Source organism: Dyella choica, assembly GCF_003977665.1.
GTDB classification, from domain to species: domain Bacteria; phylum Pseudomonadota; class Gammaproteobacteria; order Xanthomonadales; family Rhodanobacteraceae; genus Dyella_B; species Dyella_B choica.
The window spans coordinates 116,002-135,298 of the sequence record NZ_RYYV01000007.1; the positions used below are offsets into that span (position 1 = coordinate 116,002).

General features: G+C 63.9%; 11 protein-coding genes. 2 read left to right on the plus strand and 9 right to left on the minus strand.

The features are described 5' to 3' along the window. Positions 1–62 precede the first annotated feature (62 nt). The 8 genes from EKH80_RS24340 to EKH80_RS11235 form a co-directional block, all read right to left on the minus strand. On the minus strand, positions 63–7,217 hold the full coding sequence (locus EKH80_RS24340; protein WP_158628824.1) for an ESPR-type extended signal peptide-containing protein: 7,155 nt from the start codon (positions 7,215–7,217) through the stop codon (positions 63–65). A gap of 110 nt (positions 7,218–7,327) precedes the next feature. Beyond that, on the minus strand, positions 7,328–8,143 hold the full coding sequence (locus EKH80_RS11205) for a sulfotransferase family protein (RefSeq protein ID WP_126684847.1): 816 nt from the start codon (positions 8,141–8,143) through the stop codon (positions 7,328–7,330). Between the two features lie 213 nt (positions 8,144–8,356). Further along, the gene (locus tag EKH80_RS11210) at positions 8,357–10,198 is read right to left on the minus strand and encodes a sensor histidine kinase (RefSeq protein WP_126684848.1); all 1,842 of its coding nucleotides are present in this window, start codon (positions 10,196–10,198) and stop codon (positions 8,357–8,359) included. Continuing rightward, a complete protein-coding gene (locus tag EKH80_RS11215) occupies positions 10,195–10,860 on the minus strand; it encodes a response regulator (RefSeq protein WP_126684849.1) in 666 nt (221 codons plus the stop codon). The genes EKH80_RS11210 and EKH80_RS11215 overlap by 4 nt, the downstream gene beginning before the upstream one ends. Before the next feature lie 118 nt (positions 10,861–10,978). Then, complete coding sequence (locus EKH80_RS11220) at positions 10,979–12,697, minus strand: alpha-L-fucosidase (RefSeq protein WP_230473622.1); 1,719 nt, start codon at positions 12,695–12,697, stop codon at positions 10,979–10,981. A 436-nt stretch (positions 12,698–13,133) separates the two neighbouring features. Beyond that, positions 13,134–14,543: a type I glutamate--ammonia ligase gene (gene glnA / locus EKH80_RS11225; RefSeq protein WP_126684851.1), complete on the minus strand. Its 1,410-nt coding sequence runs from the start codon at positions 14,541–14,543 to the stop codon at positions 13,134–13,136. A gap of 224 nt (positions 14,544–14,767) precedes the next feature. Further along, the gene (locus EKH80_RS11230; RefSeq protein ID WP_126684852.1) at positions 14,768–15,178 is read right to left on the minus strand and encodes a VOC family protein; all 411 of its coding nucleotides are present in this window, start codon (positions 15,176–15,178) and stop codon (positions 14,768–14,770) included. A gap of 29 nt (positions 15,179–15,207) precedes the next feature. Further along, positions 15,208–15,663 (minus strand): helix-turn-helix transcriptional regulator, encoded by a 456-nt coding sequence (locus EKH80_RS11235; protein WP_126684853.1) that lies wholly within the window; start codon positions 15,661–15,663, stop codon positions 15,208–15,210. Between the two features lie 113 nt (positions 15,664–15,776). On the opposite strand from EKH80_RS11235, the gene EKH80_RS11240 reads away from it, so the two are divergent. Then, on the plus strand, positions 15,777–16,574 hold the full coding sequence (locus tag EKH80_RS11240) for an undecaprenyl-diphosphate phosphatase (RefSeq protein ID WP_126684854.1): 798 nt from the start codon (positions 15,777–15,779) through the stop codon (positions 16,572–16,574). A gap of 83 nt (positions 16,575–16,657) precedes the next feature. Here EKH80_RS11240 and EKH80_RS11245 read toward each other — a convergent pair whose 3' ends face one another. Further along, positions 16,658–17,644: a LysR family transcriptional regulator gene (locus EKH80_RS11245; protein ID WP_126684855.1), complete on the minus strand. Its 987-nt coding sequence runs from the start codon at positions 17,642–17,644 to the stop codon at positions 16,658–16,660. A gap of 327 nt (positions 17,645–17,971) precedes the next feature. Between EKH80_RS11245 and EKH80_RS11250 the strand changes: the two genes are divergently transcribed. Next, a complete protein-coding gene (locus EKH80_RS11250; RefSeq protein WP_126684856.1) occupies positions 17,972–19,234 on the plus strand; it encodes an efflux RND transporter periplasmic adaptor subunit in 1,263 nt (420 codons plus the stop codon). The last annotated feature ends 63 nt before the right edge of the window (positions 19,235–19,297 follow it).

The window sequence follows — 19,297 nt, forward strand, 5'->3', positions numbered from 1 at the left end:
AGCAACATAAGCCTACGCTCCTGGACACCTTGCGGTGTCCAGGCACTGTCTGAGCATGCAGCTTAGAACTGCTTGGTGAAGCCCACGCTCACTGCGTTGTCTTTCAGATGACTGGCGAACTGACCCTGGTAATCCAGGTACAGACTCCATGACGCACCGGCTTGCGCTGTGATCCGCGCGCCCACCGTTGCCATGCCGCGCCCCAGGGTCTCACCCGGCATCACGAACGCCGTGCCATCCTGGCTGGTGGCCTGCACCATCGCGTTGCCGCCGTGCGTGTTATAGCGATAGCCGACGTCGAACTGCGGCAAGTAGCTGACGCCCTGGGCGACGAACGGATGCGAGAACTGCACGCGTGCATACGGCTGTAACGTGTTGTAAGTGCTATGCGCAGCTTGCAGCACGAAATCGTTGGCAAACGGATTTGTGCTGGCAAGCGACTCGTTGAAGCCGCCCAGGCTCTGATGCTGGTACAGCGCCCCGACCACCGGCATCACCTGCCACTGCGCCGCCGCGATCGGCCACGCGGCCTGCAGTGCCGCGGCCGTGTCATCGCCATCCGGACGAGCCACGCTGCGGCCGATGCCCGTTTGACGGTACGCGCTGTAGCGGCTGTGCGCCTCGTCAAGCGTGCCCGACAACACCACCGGCCCGACATCGGCGTAGGCGTATACGCCGCCGTGCACGCTGTCCACATTGGCGTTGCCGCCCAGGTGGTCGCTGCCATTTATGCGGCCAAAGCCCGCTTCCACGCCCAGATGCAGTGCATTGCCCACCGCGTGGTCGAAACCGCCCTGCAGTCCAAACAGCGAACTGTTCAAGCCGTTGCCGCCAGAAACCGATTCATTGCCGCCGCTGTATTGCACCCACAGATCGCCATGGCAGGACGGTGCAACGGTGTTGGCATGGGCGGTGTGAGCGTCGTTGCACGACGTTTCGCTGGGCCGAAGTGTTGCCCTGAGCACGGTATCCAGCGATTGCTGTCCGACCAGGTTCGCGCTTTGCAGCAGGTTGGCGTACAGGCCGCTGTCTGCGGGAGCGACGATCTTCTGCATCAGCAGCAGATCAGCTTGCGATTGCGTGTAGACCACTCTGGTGTCGAGGTTGCCCGGCACTCCGGTTGAGGTTGTGCTGGTGAAAGTCCCGCTCAGCGACGTAGCCTGTACCAAGGCGTAGCTGCTGGTGTTGTACGTGCCGGGGGCATAGACCAGGTGCAGCGCGCCGGCGAGACTGGCATGGCCATTGACCTGCAATTCAGACGCCCGCGTCGGCGTGACGTCGATCTGCAAAGTCGCGTCCGCGTTCTGCGTGTAGTTGCCGTTGATGCTAAGCATGCCCATCGAACCACCCGGCCAAACCGTGCCATCACTGGTCACGTTGCCGTTGATCGTGCCATGGCCGCGCAACGTGCCGTCTGCACCCACCGCCACGCTGCTTTGAATGGATGCGGCAGCATGCGAACTGTCGCCCACTTCCAGCGTGCCCGACCGCACCGCGGTTTCGCCGGCATAGGTATTCACGCCGTTGAGGATCAGCGTGCCGCCACCGATCTGCGCCAGGCTGCCGGTGCCGCTGATCCCGGCGCCGTAACTAACTGTGTCCGAGCGATCGAACGCCATCACGCCGTTGTTGACCACGTTGCCGCTCACCATGCCGTTGGTGTCGTGGTTTGCCACCTGCAGCATGCCGCCGAGGACGGTAGTGGTACCTGTATAGGTGTTGTTGGCCGTAAGCATCAGCGTGCCGCTGCCGGTCTTGCTCAGCGAACCGTTGCCGCTGATCAAACCGTTGTAGATGCCGTTGCTCGCTTGATCGAAGGTGAGGTTGGCGCTGCCGCCGTTCGCCGCTGCGAAGATCACATTGCCGACGATGCTGGTGCTGTTGCCCACCAACGTACCGTTGGTGATCGTCCAGGACTGGCTTGCATTGCCGGCGCTGGTCAAGGTCAGCGCACCACCGCCGCTCTTGGTCAGCGACCCGTTGCCGCTGATCGAACCGTTGTACACGCCGTTGGCCGTTTGATTGAACGTGAGGCCGGCACTGCCGCCATTCGCCGCGGCGAAGACCACATTGCCGACGATGCTGGCGCTGTTGCCAACCAACGTACCGTTGGTGATCGTCCAGGACTGGCTGGCGTTACCGGCGCCGGTCAAGCTCAGCGCGCCGCTGCCGTTCTTGGTCAGCGAGCCGTTGCCGCTGATCGAACCGTTGTACACGCCATCGCTCATTTGATTGAACGTGAGGCCGGCGCTAGCGCCACTCACTGGCGCGAACACCACGTTGCCAACGATATTGGCGCTGTTGCCGACCAGCATGCCGCTGGTGATGTTCCACGCCTGGCCCTCGCTTCCAGTGCCGGTCAACGTAAGCGTGCCGTTGCCGGCCTTGGTCAGCGTACCGTTGCCGCTGATCGAGCCGTTGTAGACGCCGTCGATCGCTTGATTGAATGTGAGGTTCGCACTGCCGCCGCTCACCGGCGCGAACGTTACATTGCCTACAATGCTATTGCTGTTGCCGACCAGCATGCCGTTGCTGATGGTCCACGGCTGGCTGGCGATGCCGCTACCAGACAGCGTCCAGGTGCTGGTGCCGGCTTTGCCGAACTGAGCAAATCCTTGGAAGGTCGCACTGCTGCCGACCGCTCCCAAGGCGCCCAAATTGAACGTCGCGTTGCTGCTGCCGCCCAACGTGAGGGTGTCTCCGCCGTTGGTACTGCCGCTTTGGCTGACTACGTTGCCGGTGAACGTGTAGCCCGCCACCAACCCGAGGTTGTTGCCGCCGCCGCTGAGGTCCACGGCGTCGGCTTGGGTTCCGGTAGAACTCACGCCTCCCGCAATGCCGCCTGCATTGGTGATCGTCGACCCGCCGGTGGAAACCACACCAACGCCCCCGGCACCGACGACGCCAGCAATGCCTGCCATGCCTCCGGCGGCAGTCGAACCTTGGACACCCGCCGCACCACCATTGCCACCGGTAATCGTGCCGGTATTGACCACCGTGAAGCCCGCTCCGCTGACGCCCGCGGCGCCGGCGCCACCATTGCCGCCATTGCCCGCAGTGCCGGTTGCGTTATACGTGGTTCCGCCATTGCCACCGGCACCACCTACACCACCGGTGATGGTGCCTGCGTTAGCAAGCGTGAAGCCCGTGCCGCTGACGCCGATGCCACCCGCGCCGGCGTTGCCACCCACGCCGGAGAGACCGGTGGCGCCAAACGGGCTTCCGGAAGTGCCGGGCGCGCCTTGGGCGCCGTTGCCACCTGCAGCGCCGGCGCCGCCAACAATGGCCTGGTTATTGGTGAGCATGAAGCCGCTGCCGGTTACGCCCGCACCCCCAGCACCCCCCTGGCCACCTTGGCCACCATTGCCACCGTTGCCGCCAGGGGTGGAGAGCGACCAACCGCCATTGCCGGAATGACCTCCATTCCCGCCAGCTCCACCGTTGCCGCCGGTAACGATGCCGTTGTTGGTAAGAGTGGCGTTGACCCCACTTACTGCCGCCCCGCCAGCACCGCCAGCGCCACCGGCACCACCGTTGCCGCCATTGCCGGCTATGCCGGTATGGGTGCTGCCGCCCACGCGTGAGCCTGTTGTGCCGCCTCCCGCACCGCCGGCGCCGCCTGTGACCGTACCGGAGTTGGTAAAGGTGAACTGGCTGCCTTCTACGCCGTTGCCGCCGGCACCGGCCGCGCCGCCGGCGCCACCGTCGCCGCCCCGACCAGCCGTGCCGCTATTGCTATAGCCGCCCGATCCACCGACACCGCCCACGCCACCGTTGCCACCTGCGCCACCGTTGATGTTCTGGCTGTTTGTGAGCGTAAAACCGACGCCGGCTACGCCTGCACCGCCCATGCTGCCCTGGCCGCCAGCACCACCCGCGCCCCCGTCCAGGGTGGGCGAGAAGGTCCCGCCATTGATGCCATTCAAGCCGTTGCCGCCAGCACCGCCCGCACCGCCATTGAGGGTGCCGTTGTTGATGACCGTGGCGTTGTTGCCATTCACCGCTGCACCGCCCGCGCCACCGGCATTGCCGGTACCTCCGCCAGTCCCGATGCTGGTGGCGCTCATGGGCGTGGCAAGCAGAGCGATCTCTCCGATCGGATAGAAACCGTTACCGCCGTTGCCCCCGGTCACGGTGCCATTGTTGGTGAACGTAAACTGGCCTCCGGCGACACCATCACCGCCTACGCCACCGATCCCGCCGCTACCGGCATTGCCCATCGAGCCCGCTGCAATGCTTTTGGCGACACCACCCAATCCAGCCCGGCCGCTCATGCCCGCGATGCCGCCAGCACCGCCACTGACGTTGTTGTTGTTGGTGAACGTAAAACCGATACCGATGACACCGGCGCCACCCGCACCGCCGCTGCCGCCCGCACCACCGTTGCCGCCATTGCCAGCAACACCGCTGGGAGTGGAGTTATTCATCGGAACGGGGAAGCCGCCGCGGCCACCGGTACCACCATGGCCACCGTTACCACCCACACCGCCGCTGAAGCTGCCGTTGTTGGTCGCCGTGAAATAGCCACCGCTCAACGCTGCGCCACCGGCTCCGCCAGCACCGCCAGCCCCGGCATCGGAGCCGTTGCCGCCGGCGGCATTCTGGGTCAGGCCACCCATCCCACCGAAGCCACCGTTGCCGCCATAGCCGCCGGTGCCGCCGATGGCGGACCCGCTATTGGTGAACGTGAATTGATTACCTTCCACCGCATTGCCGCCGGTGCCGCCGTTGCCTGCGGCTCCACCCGCCCCGCCAGCACCAGCATTGCCCCCGGAGTTGGCGCTACCCTGCCCACCCGGGCCGCCATTGCCGCCCTGGCTGCCATAGCCGCCACTGATTGAGCCGCTGTTGTTGAGGTTGAAAGAAGCGCCCGTTACCCCGGCACCGCCGCCACCGCCAGCTCCGCCCGTACCTCCCGCACCGCCTGCACTGGCATTGACAGTGCCACCGCTGAGGGGAGCGATGACCGAACCGCCGGGCCCACCCCGGCCGCCCATGCCGGCGTAACCACCGGTTCCACCCTGGATCGAACCACTGTTGACCAGCGTGCTCGCACCGGTCGCGTTGATGCCCGCGCCACCCTGGCCGCCGTTGCCCCCATTGCCGCCTGCACCACCCAGGCCTGACGTGCCGCCGGCTCCGGTTGCACTGCTGGGGAGGGACCTCGGGTTTTGGCCTGCGTATTTACCGCCCATGCCGCCGTCGCCGCCCTGGGCGCCATTACCGCCACGGCCGCCATTGATGCCGCCTGCATTGCTGACCGTCAGGGCCGAACCGCTTACACCTACGCCGCCAATTCCGCCCGCGCCGCCGGCGCCGCCATTGACGCCAGGCCCCGGCGTCGCATTGTTGAAGTAGGCGCCGCCCGGGGTACCCGACGTGACCATGGCCAAACCGCCATAGCCACCCGTACCACCGGCGCCGCCCAAGACCAGGCTCTGATTGTTCAGGGTAAAACCGCTGCCGCCGATCGCTGCACCACCGGCATAGCCTGAGGTGCCTGCTCCCGGTTGGGTGATCGCAACGCTGATTTGAACACCCGCAAAGGACTTGAAGCTGTTTTGGGGCGGGGCACCCATTTGGCCGGAACCACCCTGGGTGCCGGCCACCAGCACGCCGGGCACGCCGTTGACACCCACGGCCAGCGTGGTACCAGCGGCCATGCTGAAGCCGCCGTTGAAATTGCTGCCGATACCGGCCACATCCAACTCGCCGCCCTGCACCGACCAGCCTTCGTTGAGATTGACGGCGCCGGCCAGCGTCCAGGTGCTCTTGCCGGTTTTCTCATAGCTGGCAAAACCCTGGTATTGGGTGCCGCTGCCGGCTTCGCCGATCGATCCGTTCAACGTGGCGTTGCTGTCACCACCCAGGTTCAGCGTATCGCCACCGTTGGTGCTGCCACTGCTGCTGATGACGTTGCCGGCGATCGTGGAACCCGCCTGCAACACCAGCTGGTTGCCGCCACCGCTCAAATCGATCGCATCGGCCTGCCCGCCACCGGCACTTAGGCCACCGGCTATGCTGCCACTATTGGTAATGGTCGAACTGCCGGTCGATACGACACCGACGCCGCCTTGGCCGCCTTGGCCAGTGCCTCCCGCGTACCCGATGGACCCGGCAGGGATACCGCCTCCGCCGTAGGCGCCTCTACCGCCCGCCCCGGCTTGACCGCCGGAACCACCGCTGATGGCACCCGTATTGGTTAGCGTGAACGATGATCCGCTGACGCCAGCGCCGCCTGCGCCTGCATGGCCACCGTATCCTCCATTACCGCCAGGGCCGCCAGGCGCGAACATGCCGCTTCCGCCTACACCGCCGGCGCCGCCATGACCACCAGCGCCTCCCATACCACCGACGATCACGCCTGTGTTGTTGACGGTGAAGCCGGTGCCGGCAAGACCGGAGCCGCCATTTCCGCCAGCTCCCCCGTTACCACCGGCAGAGCCCGAACCGCCTTGACGGCCAAAATGATAGGCACCGGCAGCACCCGCGCCGCCGGCACCGCCAGCGCCACCTTGTCCACCCGCGACGACGGCACTGCTGGTGAGGCTGAAGCTCTGTCCGCTAAGGCCAGCAGACCCGCTGCCGCCGGCACCACCTGCAGATCCGCTTCCACCCCCAGGCCCTGATGCGCCGGCGGCGCCGGAAACGCCCGTGCCCGGATTGCTCACGGAGGCCGCGCTGCCTTGCAGCACCAGGGAAGAAGAAGACTGGGTCAGGCCCTGGGACAGGTTGTTGGCCGTGTTGGCGAAGGTCACCATGCCGGTACCCTGCAGCATCACCGGCGCCGTACCGGTGATGGCTGCATTGATGCTGACGTTGCCGGCGCTTTCGATGGTGGTTGCCGCGGTGATGGCCGGCAGGCTGCCGCTCACGCTGATGCTGTTGCCCGACGCCAGCGCAATGTCGATGATGCCCGGCGCGGCATTGCTCTGGGTGATGGCCCAACTCAAGGTGCCGGCGGTATTGCCGGTACCGTCATCGCTGGCTTGCGTGACGACGTATTGCAGCGGCGCCGCGAAGGCGTGCGGCGAGACAAGCAGCAACATGGGTGCGAGCACGCAAAGCAGGGCGCGCGCCAGCGGACGCACGGCCAGTTCGGGTGCGCGGTCATCCGCGTCTGCGCAAACGCCGCCTTGCGGCGCACTGGCAAATTCGGACGCCACTTGCATGACGCCCAAGGCACGATTCCAGACCAGTCGATAAATGCGATTCACGGCGAAGCTTCCTGTTAGATCTAAAGAGTTGTTGAGCGGCAATCGCCACGCGCAGATGCGGCGGTTGGCGAGCTATTTTTGATGGCAAAAAAAGTGCGCGCGTGCTGCGCTCAAACCACCAGGACGCCGCGCGGATTCAGCGCCGGATCCAGCCAGAACATGTCGTTCTCGAAGCGGCGAAATACGTCCGGCGGCAACACGCTGGTGCGCTCGTGCGCTTCGACTTTCTTGCGTACGGTGTGCAAGCCAGGAGTGCCGGCGCGCAGGTCGAATTCTTCCGCCTGATAGCTGATGTCGTCGAAGTCGTGTGCGTAGGGCTTTTCGCCGATGAAGTTGTAGACGGCGGCGATCGCGCGGGCCGGATTGCTGACCAGCGTTTCGTAGCGCAGCAACATCAAGTTGGCCGTGTCTTCGCCGTAGAACGCTTCCTTCAGCGCGTTGTAGGCAAAGCCGACCAGGCCCTCGCCGTTGGCCAGGCCCTCAGAGCGCGAGTACACCGTGCCGCCAGGCTGGTAATTGAAGAGGGAGGAGGGCTGGAACGCATTCTTGCGCACCAACTGCTCAATGCTGTTGATGATCCACGACACGTGCCGCACGCAGGCGATCACCTTGCCCTGCGGGAACAGTTCCCTCAGCTGCGGCAGCTTGCTGCACCAGCTGCGGTTGGTATCGAACACCATCTCGGCGCTGTACTCGGCGCCGTAATAGGTATCGAACAAGCCCCGCAACATGCGCTGGCGCTGCGCGTCGCTGATGAATACCGAATACTCGTTACGTCCGCTGAGCTCACCCAGCAGGGTATGAAAGGCGCCGCCCAGCGGGCCGCTCATGCCGGCGTGCAAGCGCGGGTTCTGGCTCAAAATGGCCGCAAGCAAGGTCGACCCGGACCTGGGCAGGCCCGAGATGAAATGAAACCGGCGTTCCATCGGTTGTCCCCTGTTTCCGCGCACGGCCGCTCCTCGCCGTGTCACGCGATTCAATTATGTGAAGTGCATCACTGCTTTGGGTGGCGCACAGCTTGTTGCCTGCGGCGCCGAGCGTCCATCCCCGAGCTCGGGGAGCGTCTACCTGGCGCGTAGGCTGGGATGGCAATCCCAGCATCGGGATGTCGCGTAGAAAGCTGGGATTGTCATCCCAGCCTACGCAGGGAGCGGGACGACCAATCTCAGGGTGACCCCAGCGCCCGGTTTGGCATCCAGCACCCAACTGCCGCCAAGGCGGTGCGCGCGGGCATTCAAGCTGCCGAGACCGGCGCCACTGCCGGTGGCGCGAGCGATGGCCGTGTCGAAGCCGCGGCCGTTGTCTTCCACCGTGACTTGCAGGTTGGCCTCGGCGGCCAGCATGGTCACCTGCACGCGTGTCGCGCCACTATGCTTCAGGACGTTGGTGAGCGTTTCCTGCAAAAAGCGCAGCAAGTCCAGTTGCTGCGCAGCACCCAGTTGCAAACCTTCCAGCGCTTGGAGCTGCCAGCGTGCTTCGATGTCGATCGCATCCAGGCGTTGCGTCCACCGGTGGCGGAACGGTCCCAACAACTGGGCCAGGTCCCGGCTGTGATCCTGCGCCGTGGTGTCGATGACCAGGCGCAAGTCGTCACGCAACTCTTTCAGCGTCTCGACGGTGGGTTTGGCTCCCTGCTCGGAGGCCGGATGCTCCAGGGCCGCGATAGTGCTGACCAGGCTGCCGCCGAAACCATCGTGCAGATCGCGCACCAGGTTCAGGCGCTCGCCCATGCGGGTGGCCGCCAGCGCCGATGCATGCTCGCGCTCGAGGCTGATGGACAGTTCAGTCGTCGCGGCAGCGACTTCGGCCTGCAGCTCGGCATTGAAGCCGTCCACGCGGCGCATCGCGGCGGAGAACCGGTACGCCAGGACGAAGCCCATGCCGACCAGCGTGAACGGCGCCGTCAGCGCCAGCAGATAAATGCGGTCGTGCACCAGTTCGTAGAACAGCAGGATATCGTGTGCCGATGCAACCATGGGAATGACCAGGCACAAGGCCAACACTCGCTGGTCGGTTCTCCGGCTGCGCCACGCGTGGAGCATGAACGTGGGCAGTGCGATGTAGTAGATCAGCGATGCGACGGCGATCCACGGCCCGCGCAAGGAACCCACCCAACCGGGCGCCCCCAGTGCACCGGCGAACGCGAACAAGGACAACGCGAACAGAACGCGCTCCAAACGTGGCCAGCGCCGTTCGCAATAGCGCAGCAGAAACACCGCGAAGCTGCACACATAGGCCACGTAGACGGCGACGTTGAAAGCCTCGAAACCATCCGTGCCGGAGAAGGGCCACACATCCGAGGCGATGTAGTTCCACTCGAACAGCGCACCGATCAGCACGTTGAGCGCATACCAGCCGTAAGTGGCGTCCTTGCGGCGGAACAGCCACATCATCAGGAACACGCCACCCAGTACCGCACTGATCGCGAAATCGAAAAAGCGCAGCTGGTAGCGCGCCAGCCAGGCCTGGCGATATTCCGCATAAGCCTGCTGCGGATCACCGTAGCGAACGGTTCCCAGGCCGGGCTGGTAAGCCGCCAGGCCCGACACGCGAATCAACACGATGTTGTCGCCGGATCGCAACAAGGGCTGGTCGAGCAAAAAATACTGGGGTGCGACCCAGCTGCGCGAAAGCGGCTCGGTCAGGCCGGGATCGCGGTGAACCAGGCTGCCGTTGACGTAGACCGCATCGGCAAGGCACACATAGTCGAGCAACAAGCCGATCGGCTGGCTCGCGTCGCGCACATGCATGTGCAAGCGATACCAGACCACACCGTCATGAGCCGGCCAACGCTTGCTCCAATCATCCAGCAGGCTTACCGGCATCCAGCCCTCAACCGGTGCATCGTTGGCTTGCCAGCTCCCCCGTACGGCATCGGCTTGGGTCAGGGTCACCAGCGCATCGCGATCGGTCGCACCGTGAGACGCGCACCCGGCCAAAACCCCCAACAGGAAGAGGCCGACCAGGACGCGCCACGTCACTTGAGCAACCCGAGGGAGTTGGCTTCGAAGACGGCCGCCATGCGCGAGTTCACCGCCAGCTTGCGATAGATCTTCTTGGTGTGATCCTCGATGGTGAAGCGCGACAGCCCGGTCATGGTGGCGATTTCGGGGTTGCTGTAGCCACGCGCGACCAGATGAAGAACTTCCAGCTCTCGCTCTGAAAGCTGTGGCGTGGGCGCGGTAACGGTCTCGACAACGGGTGCGGGCGTCGTCACCTGGGCCAGGATGCGCCGCGCGATCACCGGATCGATTGGGGCGCCTCCGCGTCGCAGGCTTTTCAGCGACAGGCCCAGCTCGATGTCTTCGCTTTCCTTGAGCAGGTAGCCGGTCGCCCCGCTGCGTAGCGCTGCCAGCACGGTGTCCTCGTGGCCCCAGCTGGAGATCACCACCGAAACGGTATCAGGGGCGTGCACGTGCAACCAGGCGATGACATCCACCCCATTGCCATCGGGCAGGCCCACGTCGACCAATGCCAGGGCGAAACGTCCCTCCCGGGTCGCCGCTATCGCCGATGCCACCGAATCGGCCATTGCAATAACGGCCTCGGTGCCGAGCAGCCCGACCAGTAGCGCATGCAGACGGCGCCGAGTGGCCGGATCGTCTTCGACGATGAGCGTCGGACTCAGCTCTATCGATGTCATTGACTGCCCTGCCCGATCGCTAGCTCTACCGATTGTGGATTATGCGTTAGGCGTCCCTTTTTGCGGAGAACCTGCTTACTTCATGCGGTGACTGAACAGGGCAGGTCAGCAGGATTTTTCATCGGCTCGGCGACAGTTCCACGGATTGCAGCTTTACCGGCAACGCGGCACCCTGTTGGAACGGCGCCGATGGCGTCAGCTCCACCTGCATGGCGTAAGGGTGGTTGGTGCGAATGCGACGGATGCGTACCACCTGGCTAGCAGCTACTTGCCCGTCCGTGGTCGCGGCGAGATCCAGCGGGTAGCGCTGGCCGTCGACCCACAGGTTCATTCGAGCGTGCTCGCTTGCAGCCGAGTAGCGCAGAGTGAGTGCATAGCTGTCCGCCTTGGCGTCCAGCTGCCAGCTCAGCTTGTAGAGCGTAGCCGGTGCTTCATAACCCTCGCCGTTGTAGTTGAGATATCGCTCGGCTTGCGCCGGCTGCAAAAGGAAGCTGCCGTCGGCTGACGCGGCGATCATCTCGGGGCGCACGCGCAACGGCCCCTTGAGCGGCAGCACGATGACCGGCATGAAGGCATTCACGTTGTCGTCGCTGGCAGCAGGCCAGTTGGCGAGATGATCCAGCGCAATGCTTATGTCGTGGCCGTTGCGTTGCACTTCCACCGTTGACCCAGGCGAACCCAATCGATACGCGGCGCCGAATGTGGTGTCGGCCAAGCCTGGCACGCGCAGCTGATGATTCGGCGGCAGCTTGTTGACGAACAAATAAAGCGCCTGCGAGCCGACTGTTGCGTAGCCGAAATCCAACGCCGCAAATGGTTGTTTGCGCGTGGCGTAGATGGCTTCACCGTTACGTTTCAACCAGGTACCCATGCCTTGCAATACCTGCGCCTCGTACGGCACAACCGAGCCATCGCCTTCCGGGCCGATATTGAGGATGTAGTTGCCGCCCTGGCTGACCACGCGCACCAGGCGCGTGATGTTCTCGCGGAGCTTGCCCGGCAGGTCTGCTCGTTGCTGCCACGAGCGATAGCCCCAGGTCTCAGGGAACATGGAGGCGGGTGATTGCCACGGCAGTTCCATGCCGACATCGGGCTCCGCGTTGTCGCCCATCACGGCGAAGTCGCCGTAGGCATTCCACACGCGGCCGGAGATCATGGTTTGCGGCTGCAGGGCATGCACGGTGTGAGCGAAGTGGGCGCTTTGCGCGGGCGTGGGCTTGCCCATGTCGAACCAGATTTCCGCGATGGGGCCGTAATGGCTCAGCAACTCCTTGAGCTGGGCCACGTTGAAGGCCTCCTGCCCAGGCGTGATCGGATTGCTGTTGCCTTCGATGTAGGTATTGCCACCCGGGTGATGCCAATCGATGGTCGAGTAATACACGCCGAACTTCAGGCCGGCGCGCGCGCAAGCCTCGGCCAGCTCCTTCACGATGTCCCGGTGATAAGGCGTGCCGTCCACCGCGTTGTAGGACGTCTGCGCGGTCTGGAACAGGTTGAAGCCGTCGTGATGCTTGGCGGTGATCACGATGAATTTCATGCCATTCGCCTTGGCCAGTGCAACGATCGCATCGGGATCGAATTGCTGCGGATCGAACTGTTGGACGAGCGCTTCGTAGTCCTGCGGGGGAATCGGCGCGTTGGCGAGAATCTGTTCGCTATAGCCATTGTCCACGCGCTTGCCTTGCCACTTGCCGCCGGCAATGGAATACAGCCCGAAGTGAATGAACATGCCGAACTTGCGGTCCTGCCAGTCCTTGATGGTTTGCGCGCTGGGGCCGGAGCCGGGCGGCGGCTGGGGCTGGTCGAGAGGGCGGCGGATCGCGGTGGTTGCCGCCATTGATGATGGTGCTGCGATAGCGCCCTGTGCGCAGCACGCCATGGATGCGACAAGCCATAGTGCGATTTGCTTACGTGCCCTAACAATCCCCATGCGAGCTTCGCCCCTGCCTTGAAAGTGAATGCGAAGGGCGACCTTGCCATGAAAGCGGGATTATCGGGGCAAACTCGCGAATGACTAATTCGCGGGCAGCTTGAGCCAAACCTCGCCGTCATTTCGGCGCAGGCCGGAATCCAGTTTTAATACGTCGTGCGAAGCACCCAAAACCTGGTTTAGTGTCCTTCGGACGCGTATTTGAACTGGATTCCGGCCTGCGCCGGAATGACGGTGAGGCGGGATCTGCTTGGCGCGTAAATGTGCGTATCTCGTCTTATGCCGCACAAACAACAACGGGCGCCGAAGCGCCCGTTGCATGCATACCCAAACGCAAGCGCGATCAGATCGCGTAGTACATCTGGAATTCCAGCGGATGGGTGCTGGCGCGGTAGCGCGTCACTTCCTGCATCTTCAGTTCGATGTAGGCATCGATGAAGTCGTCGGTGAACACGCCGCCGGCCTTGAGGAAGTCGCGGTCCTTGTCCAGCGCTTCCAGCGCGCCGTCGAGGCTGGAGCACACCTGCGGGATGTTCTTCTCTTCTTCCGGCGGCAGGTCGTACAGGTCCTTGTCGGCCGGCGCACCCGGATCGATCTTGTTCAGGATACCGTCGAGGCCGGCCATCATCAGCGCGGTGAAGGTGAGGTAACCGGACTGGATCGGGTCGGGGAAGCGCACTTCGATGCGGCGGCCCTTCGGGTTGGACACGAACGGAATGCGGCAGCTCGCCGAGCGGTTGCGCGCGGAATAGGCCAGCATCACCGGCGCCTCGAAGCCCGGCACCAGGCGCTTGTAGCTGTTGGTGGTGGAGTTGGCGAACGCGTTGATCGCCTTGGCGTGCTTGAAGATGCCGCCGATGTACCACAGCGCGATCTGTGACAGGCCGCCGTACAGGTCGCCGGAGAACAGGTTCTTGCCGTCCTTGCTCAGCGACTGGTGCACATGCATGCCGCTGCCGTTGTCGCCGACGATCGGCTTGGGCATGAAGGTGACAGTCTTGCCGTTCTGGTGCGCCACGTTCTTGATCACGTACTTGAGCGTCATCAGCTCGTCGGCTTTCGTCACCAGCGTGTTGAACTTCACGCCGATCTCGCACTGGCCGGCATTGGCCACTTCGTGGTGGTGCACTTCCACCACCTGGCCGAGCGATTCCAGCACCTTGCACATGTCGGCGCGCAGGTCACCCAGCGAGTCGACCGGGCTGACCGGGAAGTAGCCGCCCTTCACGCCCGGACGATGGCCGCTGTTGCCTTCGTCGTACTTGAAGCGCGAACTCCACGCGGCTTCCTGCGATTCGATTTCGTAGAACACGCGGCCCATGTCGTTCTGCCAGCGCACGGAATCGAAGATGAAGAATTCCGGCTCCGGACCGAAGTAGGCGGTGTCGGCCAGGCCGGTGGACTTCAGGTACGCCTCGGCGCGCTTGGCGATCGAGCGGGGGTCGCGGCCGTAGGCCTGCATGGTGCTCGGTTCCAGCACGTCGCAGTGCAGGACGAGCTGGGTGTGGGCGCTGAACGGATCGAGATAGGCGGTGGTCGGGTCGGGCAGCAGCACCATGTCCGATTCGTTGATGCCCTTCCAGCCGGAGATCGAGGAGCCGTCGAACATCTTGCCGTCTTCGAAGGTCGATTCGTCGATCTGGTGGGCCGGGAAGGTCACATGGTGATGCTTGCCGAGCATGTCGGCGAAACGCAGGTCGACGAACTCGACCTCTTTTTCCTGGATCAGGTCGAGCACTTGCTTGGCGGACATGTAAAACCTCGATGATTCGTGAAAGGGGATCGCGCGTGCTTCTGGAGCAAGCACCGTACCAACTTCAAAAGGCCCGGAACTTCAAATGATTGCACAAAAACGGGCTTTTCGCGTATCGCTCATTGCACCATGTTGGGGCATGTTTGCACCTATATGGTGCTAACGAAAGACCGACCCACCCCGGCCGCCGATACCGGCCGGGGTTGCACATCCTTCGCAGCAGGTCAGCCCGCTTCGTTGATACGAACGTGGTTGCCGGCAGGATCGCGGAAGGCGCAATCGCGCACCCCGTACGGCTGCGCGGTCGGCTCCTGGATCACCTCGGCGCCGGTGGCCTGGATCCGCTCGAAGGCGCCGTCCAGGTCCTTGGTGGCCAGGATAATCATGCCGTAGGTGCCCTTGGCCATCATTTCGGTAATGGTGCGGCGCTCGTCCTCGGTGAGGCCGGGGGTGACGGCCGGCGGGGTCAGCACGATGGACACGCCGGGCTGGCCGGCGGGGCCGACGGTGATCCAGCGCATTCCGCCGTAGGCGACATCATTGCGGACCTCGAAACCCAGGGTGTCGCGGTAGAAGGCCAGCGAGGCTTCCGGATCGGTTTGCGGGAGGAAGGTGGAGTGGATGCGGATGTTCATGGGCTTGAGTCCTGCGTTGAAAGGTGCGATCACTCTAGCGACGGCTCCGGCACCGGCGCTTCTCGATTCCTGATCGGTCGCGTGATTTGCTTCGCCACGCACGAAGGCATCCCCTCGGTCGCCTGGGCTTGGCTCCGGCGATAGGCACTGGGGGACACGCCGACCAGCTCGGTGAAGCGCGTGCTGAAAGTGCCCAGGGAAGCGCAGCCCACCTCGAAGCAGACATCGGTGACGCTGAGGTCACCCCGGCGCAGCAGCGCCATCGCGCGCTCGATGCGCCGCGTCATTAGATAGGAGTAAGGCGATTCGCCATAGGCAAGCCGGAACTGCCGGCTGAGGTGCCCGGCCGACATGTGCACGCCGCGGGCAAGCGCCTCCACGTCCAGCGGCTGCGTGTAGTCCCGGTCGATGCGGTCGCGCACGCGGCGCAACTTCGCCAGCTCGCGCAAATGCTGCCCTGTATCGGTAGGTTTGCTGGTCGTCATCGCGTCGCGCCGCATGGGGGTGCCTGCCGCAGTTGGCCACTCGGCAAGACGGAACTTAAGCCTTAGGCTATATCGTTTCGGCGCCGGCGTACGCCCTACCAGGAGCTTTCCGCGTGCACGACCTCATCCATGTGATCCTGCTCGGCGTCATCGAGGGCATTACCGAATTCCTGCCGGTCTCCAGTACCGGACACCTGCTGATCGCCGAGAGCTTCGGACTCGGCGCGCGATCGGACCTTTTCAACGTTGGCATCCAGGCCGGCGCCATCCTCGCCATCACGCTGATCTATTGGAAGCGCATCTGGGAATTGCTGACCCGCTGGCAGGAGCCGGCAAACCGCAGCTATTTGCTCAAGCTGCTGGCAGCCTTCCTGATTACCTGCGCACTGGGCTTCCTGGTCACGCACTACGGCTTCAAGCTGCCTGAAACCATCACGCCGATCGCGTGGGCCCTGCTGATCGGCGGATTCTGGATCCTGGGCGCGGAGGCCATCGCCGCCCGCCAGGTGGATCGGCGCGAGGTGACCTGGCGCGTGGCGATCCTGGTCGGCATCGCGCAGATCATCGCAGGCGTGTTTCCCGGCACTTCGCGCTCAGGCGCGACCATCTTCACCGCCATGCTCGCCGGCACCAGCAATCGCCCCGCGGCCACGGAGTTTTCGTTCCTGGTCGGCATTCCGACCATGTATGCGGCGACCGGTTACGAACTGCTGAAGGTACTCAAGGCCGGCGATTCGATGCACGAAGACTGGGGCGCCTTGGGCGTCGGCTTCGGGGTATCGCTAGTGGTGGCGTTCATCGCGGTGAAATGGCTGCTGAGCTACATCCGCACGCATCGCTTCACCTGGTTTGCGTGGTATCGCATCGCGCTCGGAGCGACACTGCTGCTGTTGGTGCCAGCAGGCGCTTGATTCGTAGGCCGGGATGGCCATCGTAGGCTTACGTTGCGAATCCCAGCATTGCCATGCATGCAGCCCGCGCGATGCTGGGATTGTCATCCCAGCCTACTGGGCAGCAGCCTTTCCTTCGTGACCAGCGGCATCGGCGGCCGGAACGCCTCCACCACCGGCGCGATCGGGCACACCGATTCGAACGGCCGCTCGAACAATTCGCGCGCCCACTCGATGAAAGCCTGCACGCGGGCGGAAAGGTGTTTCTTCTGCGGATAGACGATCCACACGTTCTTGCCGGTGGAGACGGTGTCGGTAAGGATCGGTTCGAGCTTGCCGATCTCCAGCGCACAGGTCGCCATCACGTGCGGAGCCTGGATGATGCCCAAGCCCGCCATGGCCGCCTGGATCACCGATTCGCCGTCGTTGATCAGCAAATGCGCGTTGACGTCGACTTCCATGCGGCCGTTGGGCGTATCGAATGACCACTGCCGCGGCTTGCCGTTCGGGTAGACGTAGTTGATGCAGCGATGGTTTTTCAGATCATCGATGCTGGCTGGCGTGCCATAGCGCGCAAGGTATTCCGGCGAGGCCAGCAGCACATTGCGCAGGTAGCCGATCTTGCGCGCGATCAGGCTGGAATCCTCCAGCTCGCCCATGCGGATGGCGCAATCCACCCCTTCCTCGTTCAGGTCGTAGGGGAAGTCGCACATCATCAATTCCAGGCGGATGTCTGGGTAGCGGCGCTGGAATTCGTCGAGCTTCGGCACGATCGCGGTGCGGCCGATCGAGGCCGACATGCCCACCCGCAGCTTGCCCTGTGGCTTCTGGTGGGCATAGCCCAGCGCTTCGGTCGCCTCGGCCAGATCAGCGAGGATCTCCTTGCAGCGGGTATAGAACGAGGCCCCGTCGTCGGTCAGACGAAGGGCACGAGTGGAGCGGAACAGCAGCCGCACACTCAGCTGCTCCTCCAGGCGGGAGACAGCCCGGCTGACGCCGGAAGGGGTCATGCCCAGCTGGGCCGCGGCGGACGCAAAACTCTTCGCTTCCACGACTCGGACGAAAGCGGAGATAGCGGAAAAGTCTTCCATAGCACGATCCAAAAGACGGACTGCTGGCGATTATGTACCCATTCCTGACTGTGAGTCACGAGTAGCTTGCGCAAGAAACGGATTTTCTAAACTGTACGGTATACCCATTATTCGTCCCGTCGCCGCCTTGCTGCATTGCGACAAGAAAAGTCTGACACGGCCCAAAGTCGTTTGTCAGCACAGGCTTGGGATGGCCTGGACGCGAATCCAGCATCGTAACCGCTTGATTTCGTTGTAACCGGGGCCGGGCATCCGCGCGGCTCGACGCTTTTGGGGAAGTGCAGGAGCGCTTTTTCCCCGGCATCTGAACAAGAACGGGAGTGAGTGATGTTGAAGAAAGCAATCCTGGCCAGCCTGGTCGTAGCAGCCATTGCCGGCAGTTGGGCACTGCTGGGCAGCCATGGCGGCGGAGCTCATGCCCAAGGCGCCAATGCACAGGGTGGCCCGCCTGCAGTAACCGTGGCCCCGGTGATGGTGCGCCCGGTTAGCGACAGTGCCGACTTCACCGGCCAGCTGCAGGCGGTCGATACCGTCGACGTGCGTCCGCGCGTAAGCGGGTATGTGGATAGCGTCCATTTCAAGGAAGGCACCGAGGTGCGTAAGGGCGACGTGCTGTTCGTGATCGATCCGCGTCCGTTCCAGGCCGAGGTCGACCGACTGACAGCCAATGTCGCACAGTCGAAAGCGCAGCTTGCGCTGGCACAGGCGAACGCGGACCGTGCGCGACGCCTGCTTGCCCAGCATGCGGTTTCGCAGGAGGAAGCCGACAGCCAGAGCACCGCCGAGCAAAGCGCCAAGGCCACGCTCGAAGCATCCACCGCGGCGCTCGCCACGGCGAAGCTCAATCTGGATTGGACCCAGGTACGCGCACCGATCGATGGCCGCGTAAGCAACGCGCGCATTCAGTCGGGCAACCTGGTATCCAGTTCGGACGTGCTCACCAGCGTGGTCTCGGTGAATCCCATCTACGCGTATTTCGACGTGGATGAACAGACCTGGCTCAAGCTCGATCGCCTGCGCCGCGATGCGATCAAGAACGGTCACGCACCGCGCATCGAAGCCACCATGGGTTTGGCCGACGAACAAGGCTATCCGCATGAGGGTCGCATCGATTTCGTCGACAACCAGGTGCGCGCAGGTTCCGGCACGATGCGTTTGCGCGCCGTGTTCGACGAGGAAAACGGCCTGCTCACACCAGGCTTGTATGCGCGCATGCACTTGCAGGCCGGCCAGCCGCGTCCGCGCGTGCTGATCGACGATCGCGCCGTCGGTACGGATCTGGGCAACCAGTTCGTCTACGTAGTGGACGGACAGCGTAAGGTGCAGTACCGCAGGGTCGACGTCGGTCCGCTGTTCCATGGCTTGCGCGTGATCGATGACGGCCTCAACGCCGGTGACGTGGTGGTGGTGAACGGCCTGCAGCACGTGCGTCCGGGTGCGGAAGTGAATCCGCAGCAGGTGGCGATGGATTCGCGACTGAGTGCGCAGGACAAGGCGCTGGTGGATGCCGCCGAGACGAACCCGGATGGCAAGGATGTGCGCACTGCGCAGGCGGATGACAGGAAAGCGCAAAAGCATTCGCAAGGTTGATCGTGCGCAAACTCCCAACGCCACAAGATGTTGCTCCCTCCCCTGCAACGGCAGGGAAGGGCC